This window comes from Pseudomyxococcus flavus, from assembly GCF_050038885.1.
GTDB classification, from domain to species: Bacteria; Myxococcota; Myxococcia; order Myxococcales; family Myxococcaceae; genus Myxococcus; species Myxococcus flavus.
This window is the reverse complement of sequence record NZ_CP143624.1, coordinates 4895288-4911234: the sequence shown is the minus strand read 5'-3', so window position 1 is coordinate 4911234 and position 15947 is coordinate 4895288. Positions and strand designations below refer to the sequence as shown.

Here is a 15947-nt window from a genome sequence, read left to right as displayed (position 1 = left end):
GTCACGGCTCCGCGGCCGGCGTCACCCCCGCGGCCGGCCGGGGCTCCGCTGGCGCCGGAGAGGTGCCCTTCTCCAGCGGCCACACCCAGGGCACGGCCACCGCGAGGATGGCCACCAGCAGCGCGGTGAGCGGCGTGCCCAGGCGGAAGAAGTCCGTGAAGCGGTAGTGCCCGGGGCCATAGACGAGCACGCAGCTGGGCTCCAGCGGGGTGATGAACGAGCAGCTCGCCGCCAGCGTCACCGCCATGGCGAAGGGCCGGGCATCCACGCCCAGTTGCTGCGCGGCGTTGAGGGCCACCGGCAGCACCACCAGCGCGGCGGCCTGGTTGCTCATGGGCGCGGACAGGAGGATGGTCAGCACCATCAGCAGCACCATCACCATGCGCGGGCCGCCAAACGCGCCCAGCCGCGCCACGCGGTCGCCGAGGAACTGCCCCGCGCCGCTCACCTCCATGGCCAGCCCCAGCGCCATCATGGAGCCGATGAGCAGCACCACCCGCCAGTCCACGCGGAACGCGGTGCGCGAGTCCACGCAGCCGGTGGCAATCATCAACAGCATGCCGGTGAGGCCCGCCACCGACAGCGGCACCAGCTCCAGCGAGCCGGCCGCCAGCGCGCCCAGGAACAGCACCACCGCCAGCATCGCCTTGCCGTAGCGCAGCGGCTGGTACTCGTGGCCGCCCAGCACCGTCAGGTTGCCGCCCCGCGCCAGCTCGTCCACCTTGGCGCGGGCTCCGCGCAGCAGCAGCACGTCGCCCACCGACAGCGGCAGCATGGACAGCGAGCGTTCCCCGAAGATGCGCCCCAGCAGCTGGAGCTTGGTGACGCGCTGGATGGCGGGCTTGCGATGCAGGGCCAGCGCCACCATGCCGTAGCGCTCCACGAACAGCGTCTCCTTCAAGCTGCGCCCCACGAGCGGGCTGCCCGGTGGAACGCTGGCCTCGATGAGGAGGGAGTCCTTGTCGCGCAGCTCCTCGTCGGACAGCCGCACGTCCGGGCGGATTTCGATGCCGCGCAGGTCCTTCACCCGCAGAATCGCCTCGCGGTTGCCCTCGATGAGGAGCCGCTCGTCGCCCCGCAGCTGGTAGCCCGGCACCGCGGGCAGGGCCCCGCCGTCGCGGATGATGCCGATGACGCGCAGCCCCAGGCCCTCCGAGATGTCGCCCAGCTCCTTACCCACGTAGCGCGAGTCCGAAGGCAGCACCGCCTCCGTGAGGTAGTCGCGCAGCGTCCAGTCCTCCATGCCGCCATGCCCCTCGCGCGCGGGCAGCAGCCACGGCGCCAGCAGCACCACCACGAGGATGCCGATGACGGCCAGCGGCAGCCCCAGCGGCGCCAGCTCCGTCACGCCGATGCCCGGCAGGCCCACCCGCTGCAAGGCAGCGGACATCACCAGGTTGGTGGACGTGCCGTAGAGGAAAATCGTGCCGCCCAGCATCGACGCGTACGCCAGCGGCAGCAGCACCTTGCTCTTGGGCACCTTGGCGCGCTGCGCCGCGCCAATGGCCACCGGCAGGAATGCCGCCGTCGTCACCGTGTTGGAGATGACAGAAGAGAAGGCCGCCACCGCCACCATCATCGCCATGACGAACGTCTCGTGGCCGAAACGAGCGAAGAAGGACAGTCGCTGGCCTACCCACTGCACCACGCCCGTGGAGGCGAGCCCCTGCGTCATCGCCAGCAGGGTGAAGATGAAGATGACCGTGTCGTTGCTGAACCCCTCGAAGGCCTGGGCGGGCGTGAGCACGCCGGTGAGCGCCAGCAGGCACACCACCACGAGCGAGCTGACCTCGATGGGCAATGTGTCGAACGAGAACAACACCAGCGCGACGACGACGACACCCAGGACGATGGCGATGGTCATAAGGCCCGCCCCAAGCTGTATTCGCTCCGCTGATACGGCGAGTCCCGTGGCGCACTGCGCCGTCCACTACTGGATGCCCGGCCTCTGATAAGTGGAATTAGGAGCGGCCTGTTCGGTACCACGGTGAGTGGCCGGTCACAGGTTGCATTTGCGCCCCCCTTCCAGAACGTTTGGGGACCTGTCTCCAGACATGAACCACAAGGACGAATCCATGGCTTCGACGCAAGTTGCGGCGGAGGGCCAGCAGGCCCCCACGAAAAACCCCACGCTCCTGGCCTGGGTGGCCAAGATGGCCGAGATGACCCAGCCGGACCGCATCGTCTGGTGCGACGGGTCCGAGGAAGAGCGGAAGCGGCTGACGGACCAGGCGGTGAAGGAGGGCATCCTCATCCCGCTGAACCCGGAGAAGCGCCCCAACAGCTACCTGCACCGCTCCAACCCCAACGACGTGGCGCGCGTCGAGCACCTCACGTTCATCTGTACGCCGAACAAGACGGACGCGGGCCCGACGAACAACTGGATGGAGCCCGAGGCGGCCTACACCAAGCTGGGCAACCTGTTCGCGGGCTGCATGAAGGGCCGCACCATGTACGTGGTGCCCTACGCGATGGGCCCCATCGGCAGCCCCTTCACCAAGCTGGGCGTGGAGCTGACCGACAGCATCTACGTGGTGCTCAACATGCGCATCATGGCGCGCATGGGGAAGCAGGCGCTGGACATGCTGGGTGACAGCGACGACTTCAACCGCGGCCTGCACAGCACCGGCGACGTGGACCCCGACCGCCGCTACATCTGCCACTTCCCCCAGGACAACACCATCTGGAGCTTCGGCTCCGGCTATGGCGGCAACGTGCTGCTGGGCAAGAAGTGCCTCGCGCTGCGCATCGGCAGCTACCTGGGCCGCGAGGAAGGCTGGATGGCCGAGCACATGCTCATCCTCGGCGTCACCAGCCCCAAGGGCGAGACGACCTATGTCGCCGCCGCCTTCCCGTCCGCGTGTGGCAAGACGAACTTCGCGATGATGATTCCGCCCGCCGAGTACAAGGGCTGGAAGATCGAGACGGTCGGCGACGACATCGCGTGGATGCGCCCCGGTCCGGATGGCCGCCTGTACGCCATCAACCCGGAGGCCGGCTACTTCGGCGTGGTGCCCGGCACCAACTCCAAGACGAACCCCAACGCGGTGGCCAGCATCTCCAAGGACACCATCTTCACCAACGTGGCGCTGACGCCGGACGGCGACGTGTGGTGGGAGGGCAAGGACGGCGAGGTCCCCGAGGAGCTCACCGACTGGCAGGGCCGCCCCTGGAAGAAGGGCAGCACGGAGAAGGCGGCGCACCCGAACAGCCGCTTCACCGCGCCCATGTCCAACAACCCGGCGCTGAGCCCCAAGGCCAACGACCCCATGGGCGTGCCCATCTCCGCCATCATCTTCGGCGGCCGCCGCTCCAATACCGTCCCGCTGGTCATCCAGGCCTTCAACTGGACCCACGGCGTGTTCCTGGGCGCCACCATGGGCAGCGAGACGACGGCCGCCGCCACCGGCAAGGTCGGCGTCGTGCGCCGCGACCCCATGGCCATGCTGCCCTTCTGCGGCTACCACATGGGTGACTACCTCCAGCACTGGCTGGACATGCAGAAGCACATCGCGCAGCTGCCCAAGATCTTCCAGGTCAACTGGTTCCGCCAGGACAAGAACGGCAAGTTCCTGTGGCCGGGCTTCGGCGAGAACATGCGCGTGCTGGAGTGGATCGTGAACCGCGTCCACGGCCGCGTCCCCACCCAGGAGACGCTGCTGGGCTGGGTGCCGCGCGCCGACGAGGGCCTCAACCTCAAGGGCCTGGACCTGACCTCCGACGTGGTGACGGAGGTCACCTCCATCAAGGAGGACGAGTGGAAGGCCGAGCTCAGGAGCCAGGAGGTCTTCTTCGAGCAGCTCGGCACCAAGGCCCCCGACGCCCTCATGCTCCAGCGCAAGCTGCTGATGGCGCGGCTGGACCACTGAGCCGCGGGCGGTCTGTAGCGCCCTGAAGCACCCCGAGGCCGCTTCCCGCTCTCACCGAGCGCGGAGGCGGCCTCGCTGGTTTTCACAGGAAGTAAAGGTCAGCTCTTCGACCTTCCTACCGCTCCGCGCTAGGCTCTCAGGTCATGAGACTGGCTTTCGTGTTGTCGGTGATTCTCGCGCTGGCGCCGCCCGCGGCGTTCGCGCAGCGCGGGAAAAGTGCAGCGGCCCTCATCAAGGATGGCGAGCGGCTGTATCAGGCAGGCAAGTACCGGGAAGCGGCGGAGGCGCTGAAGAAGGCGCATGAAATCCAGCCTCACCCGCGGCTCATCTACAACATCGCCATCTCCCTGGAGAACGCGGGAGACCTGCGCGAGGCGGTGAGCTGGTACCAGCAGTACGTGGGCGCCACCGACGGCACGGACCCGACGCTGCTCAAGCGCAGCGCGCGCAGCATCGACCGGCTGCGGGTCATCATCGAGAAGGAAGACCAGGCCACGGCGGCGGCCAACGCCGAGCGCCAGCGCCTCCAGGAGGAGGCGGAGGCCGCGCGGCGGCAGGCGGAGGAAGAGGCGCTGGCGGCCCGACGCGCCGAGGAGGAGAGCCGCCGCCAGCAGGAGGCCGCGCTTCAGAACGCGCTGAAGTCCTACAAGCGCCAGCGCATCGGTGCCATCGCCGCGGGCGGCGTGGGCGTCGCGGGCGTGGTTGCGGGCGTGCTCTTCGGCATGCAGGCGCGCGACGCGCGCGATGATTTCGACGCCGCCACCAACGTGCCGTCCAAGGAGGAGTTCGCGGACAAGACGCGGAGCCGGGCGCTGCTGGCGGACATCGGCTTCGGCGTGGGCCTGGCCGGCGTCATCACCGCCATCATCCTCTATCCGAAGGAAGGCCCTCCGGTCGCGGGTGAGGTGCGAGTCACGATGGCGCCCGAGGGCGCCGGTGCAGGAATGGCGGTGAGCTTCTGATGCGCGCGCTGGGACTGATGATGACGGGGAGCACCCTGCTGATGGCCGGGTGCAGCTTCACCACCGCCGGTGGACTGACCGAGTGCGAGACGTCCTCGGACTGCGGCACCGCGCAGGTCTGCACCGCCGGCTACTGCCTGCCGCAGCCGGAAGGCTGTGGCGAAACCTATGGCCCGGCCACCGCGACCAACGCCATTCCCCTGGGCGCCGCGGTGCCGCTGAGCACCTCCGACGGCCCGGACGAGTCCGAGGTGCAGGCGCTCAACGCCATCAAGCTGGCGCTCGACGAGGTGAACCAGCGAGAGGGCGTCAACGGCCGCCCGTTCGTCCTCCACATCTGCGACACGCGCTCGGATCCAAACCGCGCCGCCGAGCAGGCGCAGTGGCTGATTCGCGAGCGTCAGGTGCCGATGATTTTCGCCTCGAGCAGTGCCCAGGCGCTCGCGGTGTCCTCGTTCACCGTGCCCGCTGGCGTGCTGATGATCACGTACAGCGGCACCAGCCCCGACATCGCCGCCATCAACGACCAGAACGGCACCGACGCGGGCCTGGTGTGGCGAACGGCGCCGTCCGACGTGCTGCAGGGCCGCATCATCGGCGACCTGCTCCAGGGGTCCCTCCTCGTGGAGGGCGCCCCGCTCTACACCGACGTCTCCAGAATCGGCATCAGCTACGTGAACGATGCCTACGGGCAGGGGCTCTTTGGCGTGACGCTGGGGCGCATCGACGCCACCCAGCGGACCGTGACGTCCGCCCAGTACACCCGCAACGGCACCGACTTCGCCAACGTGGTGCAGCACATCACCACCAGCCAGCCGGACGTCGAGGTCCTCATCGGCTTCTCCGAGGACAACGCGCGCATCATCAACCAGACGGCCGTCGCGGGACGGACCAACCAGCGGTGGTTCTTCACCGACGCCGGCAAGGACCGGGGCCTCTTCACCGCGCTGGGGACCAACGCGGGGCTGGTGGAGGGCGCCTACGGCACGTCGCCGGCGCAGGCCCGTCCGGACCTCGTCTATCAGCTGTTCGCCCAGCGCTTCCGCTCCGCCTACAACCAGACGGACCCGGGCCAGTACTCCTTCACCGCGCACGCGTATGACGCCATGTACCTGGTGGCGCTCGGCGCCGCGTATGCCGCCGGTCCCGACGTCAACAGCCCGCAGCCCATCACCGGCGCGCGCATGGCGGACGGCCTGGCGCTGGTGACGCCGGGCGAGGAAGGCACGTCGCTGAACTTCAACCTGGGCACGGACGGCTTCGCGGGCGCTCGCGCCGCCATCCGCAACGGCCAGGTCATCAACGTGACGGGCGCCAGCGGCAACCTCGACTTCGACGCCACGGGCGAGGCGCCGTCCGAGTACGAGCTGTTCCGCGTGGAGAACGGCGAGTTCGTGACGGTGCAGCTCATCACCCCGCCCGCGCAGTGACGTGAAGGGCCCTCAGGGCCCCAGCGTCCGCGCGAGCACCTCGACGGCGGCGGCGAAGTCCTCGGGCTGTGGCAGCAGCGACAGCACGAGGAAGGCGCCGCCGCCGAAGTCGTAGAAGTACCCCGGCTGCACCAGGACGCCCGCGTCCAGCAGGGCAAGGCAGGTGGCCTCCTCACCGGGCGCCCTGGGAATCCGCAGCACCGCGCTCCACCCGCCCTCCGCCGGTACCACGTCCCAGAGCGCGCCCGGCCTGCGCGCGGCGAGCAGGCGCTGGCGGTTGCCCCGCACCCGCTCCCGCACCGCCGCCTGGAAGACGGGCGCGTGCGCCAGCAGCGCCGGCAGGGCCTTCTGCACCGGCGTCCCCACGGGCAGGGACGCATCCGCCATCCACTCCAGCCGGGCCAGCGCCTCGTCCCGGAGGTCCGCGGGCCCGCCCACGTGCGTCCACGCCAGCTTGAGGCCGGGCAGCCCCACGGACTTGGAGAGCCCGGAGAGCGTGAAGGTGAGCATCGGCAGCGGGCGCCCCGCTACGGTGGCCACCCGCCCCGGCTCGGCGTCCCAGGCGAAGGGGGCGAAGACCTCGTCGCAGATGAGCGGCAGCCGCCAGCTCGCGCACACGTCCGCCAGCACCGCCAGCTCGCCCTCGTGCAGGAAGTGGCCGGTGGGGTTGCCGGGATTCACCACCAGCACCGCGCGGGTGCGGTCGTTGACCGCGTCCCCCACCACGCGCGCGTCCAGGCCGAAGCCATGGGCCCGCGGCAGGGGGTAGGAGCGCGTCTGGACGCCTTCCAGGCGCGCGAGGTGCTCGAAGAGGGGGTAGCAGGGGGCCGGGACAAGAACGTTGTCCCCTGGCTCGCACAGGAGCTTGAAGAGCCAGCCGTAGGCTTCACTGGTGCTGGCGCTCAGCACCAGGTGCGCTTCGGAGACCCGGGCGCCCCGCGCGGCGAAGTCCGCGACCAGCGCCTGTCGCGCGGAGGCGAGCCCCAGGGGATCGGGCTCGTAGGTGAAGGCGCCCTCGGTGGCCAGCACGGCCGGGTCCGGCGTGGGCAGCCCCACACGCGTGGGGTTGGATTCGGTGAGGTCCAGCAGTCGCAGGCCGCTGGCGCGGTGCCTCTCGAGCGCCTGCGCCAGCGGGTTGAGCGTACGGGTGAAGTCGGTCCGCGTCGAGAAGCGGCTCACAGGCCCGTTTGCAGCATGGCGTTCGCGACACGGCGAATGAGGTCGCGGCGAAGCTCCTTGCGGCAGTGCTCGATGGCCTTCTCGTGGGGACGGGGAAGTTGTGGGTCGCGCGTGCGCAGAGCCGTCCGGAGCACCAGCTCCACCTTGGAGGGCTCGATGTGGAAGAGCCGAGGCCCCTCCTTTTGCAGGAAGTAAGAAAGCCCCCTCTGGTCGATGAGCTTCTTGAAGAGCCGCCGGACGTCCGCGAGGAACGTGAGATCGATGATGTCCGCCATTCGTGAGGCGTTCTCGCGCGGATCAAACGGCACGTCCATTTCACGGCCGCATGACCCGAAAACTTGCGCGACCTGTAGCACTGGCCCTGGAGCACAAACGCGCCGGAGGCCGATTTTCCGGCCTCCGCGCGTTCAGGGCACCAGCGGCCGCAGCGCGCGGCGGAACGCGGCGTGGCGCTTGCGCGCATCCGGCAGATAGGGCACCGGCCCCAGCACCGGGATGCCGTGGCGCGCCTCCAGCAAGCGGCGGTTGTCGCGCTCCGAAACGTCCTTCGCGGACGACCCGCGCGACAGCAGCACGGCCCGCACGGGGATGCGGCGCGCCGCGAGCGCCTGGAGCGACAGCGCGGTGTGGTTGAGGGTGCCCAGCCCCGCGCGCGCCACCAGCAGCACCGGCAGGCGCAGGGCGGCGATGAGGTCGATGACGTCGTGCCTCGAGTCCAGGGGCACGAAGAGGCCCCCTGCCCCTTCCACCACCGCGCTGCCGCCGCGAAGCCGCCGCCACGCGGCCAGCGTGACGTCCCAGTCGGGCTCCCGGCCCAGGCGGCTGGCGGCCACGCCCGGGGCCACCGGCAGGCGGAAGCGATGCGGACACACGGCGTCCACGCTCAGCGAGCTGCCCGCCGCCGCGCGCAGGGCCAGCGCGTCCGAGGGCGCGCGCAGGGACGCGCAGCCGCTCTCGTAGGGCTTGAAGCCCTCGGGCCGCAGCCCCGCGTCCGCCAGCAGTGACAGCAGCGCGCACGACGCCTGCGTCTTCCCCACGCCGGTGTCGGTGCCGGTGACGAATATCTGGAAGGGACGGTGCGGCTCAGCCACGCTGGACTCCCACGGTGCGCAGCGCCTCCAGCGCCAGGTCCACATGCCCCAGGGTGTGGGCGGCGGACAGGCAGAAGCGCAGACGGCTGGTGCCCTCGGGGACGGTGGGCGGGCGGATGGCCTTCACCAGCACGCCGGCCAGACGCAGGCGGCGCGCGGCGTCCAGGGCCCGCTCCGGCTCGCCGAGGATGAGGGGGAACACGGCGCTGCGGGGCTCGGCGCGCACGCCCAGGCCGCGCAGGCCGTCCGCGAAGCGGCGGATGTTGCGCCACAGCCGCTCGCGCAGGGACGGGTCGCCCTCCACCGCGTCCACGGCGGCCTCGGCGGCGGCGCACAGGTGCGCGGGCAGCGCCGTGGAGAAGACGAAGGGCCGCGCGCGCGACACCAGCAGGTCCGCCACCGCGCGCGAGGTGGCCACGTAGGCCCCCATGACGCCCAGGGCCTTGCTGAGCGTGCCCATGCGCAGGTCCACCGCGCCCTCCAGGCCCAGCTCGTCGCAGAGGCCCGCGCCGCGCGAGCCCAGCACGCCGGTGGCATGGGCCTCGTCCACCATCAGCGCGGCGCCATGGGCCCGACACGCGGCGACGATTTCGCGCAGCGGCGCCACGTCCCCGTCCATGGAGAAGACGGTGTCCGTCACCACCAGCTTGCGCCGCGCGGGCGTCTCCGCCAGGGCGCACGACAGCGCCTCCACGTCCGCGTGCGGATAGACGCAGACGCGGGCGCGCGACAGGCGGCACCCGTCCACGAGCGAGGCGTGGTTGAGGGCGTCGGAGAAGACGGCGTCCCCGGGCCCCACCAGCGCGGGGATGATGCCGGTGTTGGCGGCGTAGCCGCTGTTGAACAGGCGCACGGCCTCGGCGCGCTCGAAGGCGGCCAGCCGCGCCTCCAGCCGGTGGTGCGCGGCGGTGTCGCCCACCACCAGCCGGCTGGCGCCGGTGCCCACGCCGTAGCGCTCCACACCGGCCAGCGCCGCGGCGCGCACGGAAGAGGACGACGCCAGCCCCAGGTAGTCGTTGGACGAGAAGTTGACGAGCGTCTCGTCCCCCACGCGGACCACGGGCCCCTGGGGGGAATCCAGGGGCTCCAGGTGTCGGCGCAGGCCGCGCGCGGACAGGGCCTCCAGGTCCTCCCGGGCCCACGCCGCCGCGACGGCTTCATCACTCACGGTGGGCTCAGCCTTCCTGACGCGGCTCCAGGGGGCGGATGCCCGCCTTCTCCAGCAGGGCCATGTCCTGGGTGTACTCGGGGTTGCCGGTGGTGAGCAGCTTCTCGCCGAAGAAGAGCGAGTTGGCGCCCGCCATCATGCACAGGAGCTGCGCCTCCTCGTTCATCTGCTGCCGGCCGGCCGACAGGCGCACCATGGACTGCGGCATGAGGATGCGCGCCGTGGCGATGGTCCGCACCATGTCCACCGTCTCCACCCGCTGCTGCGACTGGAGCGGCGTGCCCTCCACGGCCACCAGCGCGTTGATGGGCACCGACTCCGGGTGGTGCTCCTGGTTGGCCAGCGTCCGCAGCAGGTTGCAGCGGTCGTCCACCGACTCGCCCATGCCGATGATGCCGCCGCAGCACACGGAGATGCCGGCCTCGCGCACGCGGTTGAGCGTGCGCAGCCGGTCCTCATACGTGCGGGTGGAGATGATGTCGCCGTAGTGCTCGGGCGAGGTGTCCAGGTTGTGGTTGTAGGCGGACAGGCCGGCCTCGCGCAGCCGCTTCGCCTGGCTCTCGGTCAGCATGCCCAGCGTGGCGCACGCCTCCATGCCCAGCGCGCGCACGCCGCGCACCATCTCCAGCACGCTGTCGAACTGGGGCCCGTCCTTCACCTCGCGCCACGCGGCGCCCATGCAGAAGCGCGTGGCCCCGGCGGCGCGGGCCTTCGACGCCGCCTCCAGCACCTCCGGCACGGCCATCAGCTTCTCCGCCTTGACGCCCGTCTTGTAGCGGGCCGCCTGCGGGCAGTACGAGCAGTCCTCCGGGCATCCCCCCGTCTTGATGGACAGCAGCGAGCAGAGCTGGACCTTGTTGTCCACGAACACGGCCCGGTGGACCGTCTGCGCCTTGTGCACCAGCTCCAGCAGGGGCTGGTCGTAGAGGGCCCTCACCTCGGCCAGCGACCAGTCATGACGCACGACCACGCCAGCCGGCGGCGGCGCGGCGACATGGGCGTGACCGGAGAAGGACTCGCTGGAGACGGTGGCGGTGTCGGGCATGGGCTCCTCTGCGGACGAATGAGGGCCCGAACGTGCGCGGACCCCGGAAAGTTGTCAACGCCTCCGAGCGGAAGGGTTGACGACTTTCCAGGGTCCGGCGCTTCAGTCAACGCGCGTCATCAGACGTGGACGCGGCGGCTCCTGCCGGCCAGGCCCACCAGGAACAGCACCAGGAGTGCGCCCAGGACGGAGAACAGGAGCCCCGTCGGGTGCAGGTCGAAGACGTTGCCATCACTCCGGAAGAGCGAGGAGATGAACCCGCCCACGAAGGAGCCGGCGATACCTAGCAACGTGGTGGCGATGAGCCCCATGGACTGATTACCCGGCATCAGGGCGCGGGCGATGAGACCCGCGAGAAGGCCGATGACCAGGAACGCGATAATCCCCATGACTACCTCCCTTGCTTGATTAGCGACGCGGGGTGCGACGCCCACTTGGGAGCAAACCTGGGTTGCCCCTCCCCTTCGGACAACTTGGCGCAGGGGGGCTTGACATGGTGCCTGCCTGCTCTGCGGTCATGCCTGCCTGTAAGGGCGCAAAAACGTCAGGGTTCCGCGCTATTCACCCCACCCATGGCGAAGGCGAAGACGCACTACACCTGTCAGGCGTGTGGGTACAAAACGGCGAAGTGGCTGGGGAAGTGCCCGGACTGTGGCGCGTGGAGCTCCCTGCTGGAGGAGACGGACCCGAAGGCGGATGAGCGGCGTCCGGCCTGGGGCGCCTCGGGCGGCGCGGCGCGGCCCATGCTGCTCAAGGAGGTCAGCGGCGAGACGGAGACGCGGCGCCGCACGGGCATCGCCGAGTTCGACCGCGTGCTGGGCGGCGGCGTGGTGAGCGGCTCCATCGTGCTGCTGGGCGGCGATCCGGGCATCGGCAAGTCCACGCTGCTGCTGGCCGCGCTGGACAGGCTGGCGCGCCACGGGCCGGTGCTCTACGTCTCGGGTGAAGAGAGCCTCCGGCAGACGAAGATGCGCGCCGAGCGGCTCAAGGTGGAGGGCGAGTCCATCCACCTGTTCGCGGAGACGGACGCGGAGCGGGTGCTGACGGCGGCGGAGGCGCTGAAGCCCCAGGCGCTGGTGGTGGACTCCATCCAGACCATGTACCTGCCGGAGCTGGGCAACGCGCCCGGCAGCATCACCCAGGTGCGCGAGGTGGCGGGCCGGTTGATGGCCTACGCGAAGCGCACGGGCGTCCCCACGTTCCTGGTGGGCCACGTGACGAAGGAAGGCTCCATCGCCGGCCCACGCGTGCTGGAGCACATGGTGGACACGGTCCTCTACTTCGAGGGCGAGCGCGGTCACCCGTTCCGCATCCTGCGCGCGCACAAGAACCGCTTCGGCTCCACGAACGAGATTGGGGTCTTCGAGATGAAGGGCGCGGGGCTCGTCGAGGTGCCGGACCCTTCGGCCCTCTTCCTGTCGGAGCGGCCGGTGGGCAAGTCCGGCAGCGTGGTGACGAGCACGCTCAACGGCACGCGCCCGCTGCTGGTGGAGGTGCAGGCGCTGGTGGCGCCCACGGGCTACGGCACCGCGCGGCGCACGGCGATTGGCGTGGACGGCAACCGCGTAGCGCTGCTGGCGGCGGTGCTGGAGAAGAAGGAGGAGATTCCGCTGGTGGGCTGCGACCTGTTCGTCAACGTGGCGGGCGGCATGCAGCTCACGGAGCCCGCGTGTGACCTCGCGGTGTGCGCGGCGCTGGTGAGCAGCCTCCAGAACCGGCCGTTGGACCCGAAGACGCTGGTGCTCGGTGAAGTGGGCCTCGCGGGCGAAGTGCGCGCGGTGGGCCAGGTGGAGCCCCGGCTCGCGGAGGCCGCGAAGATGGGCTTCCAGCGCGTGGTGATGCCCGCGGGCAGCGCGCGGCGCCTGGAAGACGCGGGCCCGAAGCTGAAGGTCGTCGGCGTGGAGACGCTCGGCGACGCGCTGGTCGCGATGTTCGACTGAGCGCTCGGACCTGCCGGGCGCCGCCGCGCAGCCTGGATACGCGGCGGTGCGGGGTGGTTCGATGACAGCCCTGGCCACGCAGGGGTGATGGCCCTGGATGATTTCACGAGCAGGCATGGCGTCCCGCCGGCCTTGCCCTTGCTCATGCCGAGCGTCTCGCATGAGGCGCGCGGCGGTCGGCGCCTCGTGCCGCAGGCGAGCACGGTGCCCTCGTGTTTCTGCCGCATGTCCCGCTGGTCGCTTCGCGGCCTGACACGCGAGCGAAGTGCCGAAACGCCCCACCCCATGGCTTGAAAGCCGACGCCTGCACGCGGTGTCTGTGCGCGCAGACAGCCAGGTCTTTGAGCGCCCGCCATTCCAGGTGGGCGCGCGAGGTGGCCCCAAGGCCCTGCGCCCGCGCCAGCCCTCGCCGCCTGGCCACGGGAGCGCCATGAAGAGACAACTCACGTGGTTCATGTTGGCAGTGGGCGTGCATCTCAGTGCCTGTGGCAGCGAGTCCATCGCAGACGTGGCGCCACCCGCTGGCGCTCCGACAGAAGACGCTGTGCCTGTCCAGGAAGACGCCGTGTCGGATGGCGCGACCACGCTCTATGAGGACGCGCTGGGGCCAGGCTGGGTGGACTGGTCCTGGGCCACGCGCAACCTCGCGGCGACCTCGCCCGTCGCTTCGGGCACGCGCGCCGTCTCCGTGACGTTCGGCCCGTGGACCGGCCTCTACTTCCACCACACGGGCGTCTCCACCACCGGGCTCGAGTTCCTGGAGCTCCAGGTCCATGGTGGCGCCACGGCCAACCCCGCGCTCACCGCCTACGCCACCGTGGGAAACCAGGCGCGGCCCACCATCTCCATCAACCGCTACTGCGACGGCGGCGCCATCAAGGCCGGCGCGTGGACGCGTTGCCGTGTGCCGCTCACCGCGCTCAACGTCGCCAATGACACCTTGGACGGCATCGCCATCCAGGAGGGCGCGGGCCGCAGCCTGCCGGTGATGACGTTCGACAGCCTGCGCCTGGGCTCAGCCACGCTTCCGGCGCCCGGCGACGTGAAAGCGGTGGCCTCCGCGTCGGACGTCTCCCTGACATGGAACACCGTGAGCGACGCCACGGGCTATCACGTGTACCGCGCCACCTCCCAGATGGGCACGTACACGAAGCGCACCACGGCCCCCCTCACGAACACCACGTACCGCGACACCCGCGTCACCGCGGGCGCGACGTACTGGTACGCCGTGACGGCGGTGGGGACCCGCGGCGAAGGGCTCCGCTCCGCGCCCGTCTCCGCCACCGTCCAGTCGCCGCAGTCGAGCGGAGAAAAGTGGGTCTCCGGCTACTACACCGGCTGGAACGCCGACCTGTATCCGCCCGAGAAGGTGGACTTCAGCGCGCTGACGCACATCATCGTCGGCCGCGTCACGCCCAGGGCGGATGGCACGCTCGACACGCGCTTCGACAACGACAACGGTCCGCACATCGCGAGGACGCTCGCCCAGCGGGCCCACGCCGCGGGACGCAAGGCCATCATCATGGTGGGGGGCGCGGGTGAGCACGCGGGCTGGGTGGCCGCGGCGTCGAATGTGAACCGGGCGAAGTTCGTGCAGAACCTCCTCGAGGCCATGGACCGCTTCGGCTACGACGGGCTCGACATCGACTGGGAGCCGGTGGAGGAGGCCGACAAGCCGAACCTGCTCGCGCTGGTGCGGGAGCTGCGCGCGGCGCGGCCGGACATGCTGCTCACCTTCCCCATCGGGTGGATAAACACCAACGTCGCCAGCGACGCGGACCCGTGGTTCGCCAACCTCGCGCCGTACCTGGACCAGATCAACGTCATGTCCTACGAGATGATTGGCCCGTGGGACGGCTGGCAATCCTGGTACACGTCCGCGCTCTACGGCGAGTCCGGCAACCGGCCGACGTCCGTGTCCTCCAGCCTCCAGGGGTGGGCCCGCGCGGGCATCCCCAAGGCGAAGCTGGGCATGGGTATCCCCTTCTATGGCATGGCCTGGCGCAACATCACCGGCCCCTACCAGCGCTTCACGAGCTGGGCCGACTACGTGGGCAGCGACAACGCGTTCACGTACAGGAAGATTCAGCAGCTCTCCGCGTCCGGGACGTACCGCTGGGACGCGGTGGCCGCGGCCAGCTACCTCACCTTCACCACGCCGGTGGAGGACGGCACGGTGCGGTGGATTTCCTATGACGGTCCGCAGGCCATCGCGGCCAAGGGCGCCTACGCCCGCGACAACGGCTTTGGCGGCACCATCATCTGGACCCTCAACCAGGGCTGCACCAACCCCACCACGGGCGCCAACCCGCTGCTGGACGCGGTGAAGGACGCCTTCCTCCAGTAACGCCAGGAGAGACGGGGAGCGTGTCCTCCAGGACGCGGACACGCTCCCCACTGCGACTACGCGGGCTTCGGAGCCTCCTGCCGGGGCATGACGGCGTAGCGCAGCAGCAGCACGCCATTGCCGTAGACCTTGGTGGACTTCAGCTCCAGGTCCACCACCTGCTTCAACGAGGACACCAGCGGGATGCCCGCGCCGAGTATCAGCGGGCTCATCTTGAGCAGGACCTCATCGACCAGCCCCTCTGCGAGCAGCAACCCGGCGAGCGCGCCACCACCGGACAGGTAGATGTCGCCGCCCTCCTGCTCCTTCAGGCGCCGGACCGTGCCCGTCACGTCCTCCGACACCAGCTTCACCTTGGGGTCCGGGCTCTCCTTCAGCGTGCGGCTGAAGACGTAGGTCTCCAGGTTCGGGTACGGGTTCGTCACGCCCACCTTGAGCCCGACTTCGTAGGTGCGCCGGCCCATCAGCGCCGTCGCATAGGACGCCAGGGACGCGACGTAGTCCGTGACGTGCTCACTGTCCTTGATGAGGCGGTCCTGCATGAACGCGCCGTAGGTGTCGTCCTCGTGGGCGATGAAACCGTCGACGCTGGTGGCAACGTGGTACTTGAGCTTTCGCATACGGGTTCTCCATGCCGCGCGCGCCAGGCGCCGGGCATTCAGGTCATGGGAATACGGCGTTGGGGACACTGCGGAGGCCCACGCACCTGGACAGACGCTCACGTCGGCGCCACGGCACAGGGGCCGGAGCGGCACGGGCAGTCGCACACAGGGGCTGGGTTAGCGAGCAGAGGTCATGGGACAGCGCCGTGAGGCGCCGTCCACAAGCTACGCACACCCGGACCGCTTCGGCAACCTCTTCCGCGAAGCAGGCAGCGGAGCACGAGCCCGCACCGCCGGGGCCGCGGTGCTCGGAT

The 15947-nt window shown here is 70.2% G+C and carries 13 protein-coding genes; 5 read left to right on the top strand and 8 right to left on the bottom strand.

From position 1 onward, the window contains the following. Position 1: 1 nt before the first annotated feature. On the bottom strand, positions 2-1885 hold the full coding sequence (locus VZL07_RS20540) for an SLC13 family permease (protein WP_426757337.1): 1884 nt from the start codon (positions 1883-1885) through the stop codon (positions 2-4). A 190-nt stretch (positions 1886-2075) separates the two neighbouring features. On the opposite strand from VZL07_RS20540, the gene VZL07_RS20535 reads away from it, so the two are divergent. From VZL07_RS20535 to VZL07_RS20525, 3 genes are all read left to right on the top strand, one after another. Then, on the top strand, positions 2076-3869 hold the full coding sequence (locus tag VZL07_RS20535) for a phosphoenolpyruvate carboxykinase (GTP) (protein ID WP_426749247.1): 1794 nt from the start codon (positions 2076-2078) through the stop codon (positions 3867-3869). Positions 3870-4012: 143 nt separating this feature from the next. Further along, complete coding sequence (locus VZL07_RS20530) at positions 4013-4831, top strand: tetratricopeptide repeat protein (RefSeq protein WP_426749246.1); 819 nt, start codon at positions 4013-4015, stop codon at positions 4829-4831. Then, positions 4831-6261, top strand: a complete 1431-nt coding sequence (locus VZL07_RS20525) for an ABC transporter substrate-binding protein (protein ID WP_426749245.1) — start codon at positions 4831-4833, stop codon at positions 6259-6261. The genes VZL07_RS20530 and VZL07_RS20525 overlap by 1 nt, the downstream gene beginning before the upstream one ends. A gap of 12 nt (positions 6262-6273) precedes the next feature. On the opposite strand, the gene VZL07_RS20520 is transcribed toward VZL07_RS20525, so the two are convergent. The 6 genes from VZL07_RS20520 to VZL07_RS20495 form a co-directional block, all read right to left on the bottom strand. Beyond that, a complete protein-coding gene (locus tag VZL07_RS20520) occupies positions 6274-7440 on the bottom strand; it encodes a pyridoxal phosphate-dependent aminotransferase (protein WP_426749244.1) in 1167 nt (388 codons plus the stop codon). After that, positions 7437-7715, bottom strand: a complete 279-nt coding sequence (locus VZL07_RS20515) for a hypothetical protein (protein ID WP_426749243.1) — start codon at positions 7713-7715, stop codon at positions 7437-7439. The genes VZL07_RS20520 and VZL07_RS20515 overlap by 4 nt, the downstream gene beginning before the upstream one ends. A gap of 132 nt (positions 7716-7847) precedes the next feature. After that, positions 7848-8531 carry a dethiobiotin synthase gene (bioD, locus tag VZL07_RS20510; RefSeq protein ID WP_426749242.1) on the bottom strand — a complete coding sequence of 228 codons (684 nt, stop codon included), beginning with the start codon at positions 8529-8531 and terminating at the stop codon, positions 7848-7850. Then, positions 8524-9699, bottom strand: coding sequence for an 8-amino-7-oxononanoate synthase (gene bioF, locus VZL07_RS20505; protein ID WP_426749241.1), 1176 nt, complete (start codon positions 9697-9699; stop codon positions 8524-8526). The genes bioD and bioF overlap by 8 nt, the downstream gene beginning before the upstream one ends. 7 nt (positions 9700-9706) lie before the next feature. Beyond that, positions 9707-10744, bottom strand: a complete 1038-nt coding sequence (bioB, locus tag VZL07_RS20500; protein WP_426749239.1) for a biotin synthase BioB — start codon at positions 10742-10744, stop codon at positions 9707-9709. A gap of 119 nt (positions 10745-10863) precedes the next feature. Further along, the gene (locus tag VZL07_RS20495; RefSeq protein WP_426749238.1) at positions 10864-11133 is read right to left on the bottom strand and encodes a GlsB/YeaQ/YmgE family stress response membrane protein; all 270 of its coding nucleotides are present in this window, start codon (positions 11131-11133) and stop codon (positions 10864-10866) included. A 183-nt stretch (positions 11134-11316) separates the two neighbouring features. Between VZL07_RS20495 and radA the strand changes: the two genes are divergently transcribed. Together radA and VZL07_RS20485 are read left to right on the top strand one after the other, a co-directional pair. Next, entirely contained in the window at positions 11317-12684 is a 1368-nt protein-coding gene (gene radA, locus VZL07_RS20490; protein ID WP_426749237.1) for a DNA repair protein RadA, read from the top strand. A 454-nt stretch (positions 12685-13138) separates the two neighbouring features. Beyond that, entirely contained in the window at positions 13139-15031 is a 1893-nt protein-coding gene (locus tag VZL07_RS20485; protein ID WP_426757335.1) for a glycosyl hydrolase family 18 protein, read from the top strand. 56 nt (positions 15032-15087) lie between these two features. Here the strand turns inward: VZL07_RS20485 and VZL07_RS20480 are convergent, their stop codons facing one another. Beyond that, positions 15088-15651, bottom strand: a complete 564-nt coding sequence (locus VZL07_RS20480; protein ID WP_426749236.1) for a dihydrofolate reductase family protein — start codon at positions 15649-15651, stop codon at positions 15088-15090. Positions 15652-15947 lie beyond the last annotated feature (296 nt).